The following is a 2306-nucleotide window of genomic DNA, read 5'->3' as shown; positions in this document are numbered from 1 at the left end:
AGATATACCTTACAAGAAGCTAGGCGTTTAGTGATATATGCACATACCTCTATCAAGCAATGCTGGAGCTATTGGTTAGAATGGTCTAATTGGCGTCGTAAGCATCAAGCGAGTGCTTGTTACTACCATTATCAAAGGCAAAGAAAGCTATGTTTACATTTACCACTGTAGTATTAGAAGGTGTCCCGAAGCCTATTCTCTCCTTAACATAAGCCTAGACATTGAAGTGTAAATCATAGCTTGTGAAGTTGTAGGTAAATATTCATAATCCTTTGACAATCTCCGGCATTTGTTTATCCATGCTAAAGTTCTCTCTACTATCCACCTTTTTGGTAAAATACTAAATTCTCTTTGTAAAGGAATGTAAACGGCATTCCAGTTTTCATCATAGAGACGTATTCTGCTCGGCGGTCTTTTTACTACTTCAATTTCTTTACCATATTTTAGCCCAGGGCTTTTAATCTCTTCTCCTTGATAGCCTTGATCTATCCATACTTTTTCTGCTGATTCCCAGTGATTGTGATCAAGGATCTTTCTTAAGCCTTCTTTATCAGATAGATTGGCGGCTGTTATATGACAATCTAGTAAAAAACCTTGAGTATCTACTGAAATATGCCTTTTCCTTCCTTTGATTTTTTTCCTCCATCATAACCTTTTAGCCCCCTCCCACGAGTGGTTTTTACGCTCTGACTATCGACTATGGCGGCCGACGGCTCTTCTTTTCTTCCCATCGGCATTCTTTTCTTCTTTCTTAGAAAGGAAGACCACGTATACCTCTTATCACCAAATAGCTTTTCTATCAGAAACTTAAAAAGCATGGTACACATCAGCAAAGATGGTAATATACCTTATATTGCTTTCTTATGAAAAAGAATAATATAGTCAGCTTTCTTTGCTAAGTTTGGAGAAATTCTGTATTTAGCAATGAGAGTCTCGGAAGTGCCTACTTCATAATGTGAATAATTCCATCGGGACATCATTAAAGCCAATTTTTCCTTTATCTCTTCTAAAATTTTTTGTCGCAATTCTCTTTTTGGTTCGGAAGGCATATTTTTCTCCTGTCTCTTCTCCCATTTTAGAGGAGAGCAAATGGAATTAGTTTGTGTTAAGACATTTTCCCGGCATGAATCCTCTTTGTTTTGTTTAAGCCGTCCCTTATCTACAAAAAAACAAGAAGAATGATATTCATTACTTTTCTCATGTTTTTCCTTTTTCAGTCCTACGATTGTGAACATAGTTTCTAATCTGTGACCATATATCTGATCCACTTTTCGTCCTACACTAACTCCTTCATAAGCTTCATCTATATATTTTTGGAACCAACCTAATAAGCCTGCTAGGCTAATTTGTGGTTCGTGGAAAGTTCCGTAGGTTGAAGAAAAATAAGTTTGTTGGAGAGGAATAGTACTTATACTCTGCATCATTTCCACATCTTTTCTTAAGACCATACTTTTTCCTAGAGGAATACATGCACGCATATTCTGAAGGGCTTTTTCTGTTTTTTTTAAGCTCTTTATGATGGGTTGTGTTAGATGCTTTTTTTCTATAAAGGGCGCTTATAATATTTTTTATACTTTCTACTTCCTTCTCTGCGGAAGATAGGCATAAAGAATATTGTTCACTATCATTAGATGTTTTTAAAATACTATAAGCTTCTTTTTCTAACTCTCTGATTTTATGAAGCTGCTTATCAAAAATGCGGTTCAGTTTATCGCATGTTTGTTGATGACAATAGTTACTGTCAAGAATCCCTTCATTATCTACAAACATCTCTAATTGATCGGCTAACTTACTTATTACTGGGGCCGGGATTTGGTTAGAGAATAACACTGTTTCTTTAGCGGAATTTATAGGTAAGGATGTAAGGTTTTTATTCTTTATCTTTTGGCAATTTTTGGTGCTGCTATTTTTAGCATGCATACTGTTTTTATGAGAGTTTCGCCTCTCATAGCTAGGGTCCTTGCATCTTTGTTGAACACAATCTAGAATTGTTACAACTATGTTTCCTAATACAGGAATTAATAAGATGATACAGCGTTTAAAGCTTTTTTTATTTAAATAGCTGTAGTAATAGTGGCTTGATGGATTTTCTATGGGTTTGAAAGTCTGAATAGCCACTTTTTGAAAAATGTCTATTAAACTTGTTACAGTGCTTGCTAAGGGAACATAATCTGCATGCCTATCAATAAAAATGTATAGTTTAGCTAATGTGCTTATTTGCATGCCCTTCCCCTTTATTAGATAAATAGATTAAGTATCTTATATCAAATTTATCCTTTAAAATCTAGAATAAATCGTAACAGTTC

3 protein-coding genes are annotated in these 2306 nt (G+C 34.9%); all 3 read right to left on the bottom strand.

Annotated features, from left to right (window positions below):
- Positions 1-192 precede the first annotated feature (192 nt).
- Positions 193-633 (bottom strand): transposase, encoded by a 441-nt coding sequence (locus DB41_RS12815; RefSeq protein ID WP_080502379.1) that lies wholly within the window; start codon positions 631-633, stop codon positions 193-195.
- 215 nt (positions 634-848) lie between these two features.
- Positions 849-1424 (bottom strand): hypothetical protein, encoded by a 576-nt coding sequence (locus DB41_RS03435; protein ID WP_238578415.1) that lies wholly within the window; start codon positions 1422-1424, stop codon positions 849-851.
- The gene (locus tag DB41_RS03430; protein ID WP_039384325.1) at positions 1342-2223 is read right to left on the bottom strand and encodes a hypothetical protein; all 882 of its coding nucleotides are present in this window, start codon (positions 2221-2223) and stop codon (positions 1342-1344) included. Before DB41_RS03430 ends, DB41_RS03435 begins: the two co-directional genes overlap by 83 nt.
- Positions 2224-2306 lie beyond the last annotated feature (83 nt).

Origin of the sequence: Neochlamydia sp. TUME1, from assembly GCF_000813645.1 — a bacterium.
Lineage (GTDB): Bacteria > Chlamydiota > Chlamydiia > Chlamydiales > Parachlamydiaceae > Neochlamydia.
This window is presented reverse-complemented; position numbering and strand designations above follow the sequence as displayed.

Excerpts from the sequence above, each read along its gene's own strand:
- DB41_RS03435 (WP_238578415.1), bottom strand. The coding sequence starts at position 1,424 with ATGATGCAGAGTATAAGTACTATTCCTCTCCAACAAACTTATTTTTCT.
- DB41_RS03430 (WP_039384325.1), bottom strand. The coding sequence starts at position 2,223 with ATGCAAATAAGCACATTAGCTAAACTATACATTTTTATTGATAGGCAT.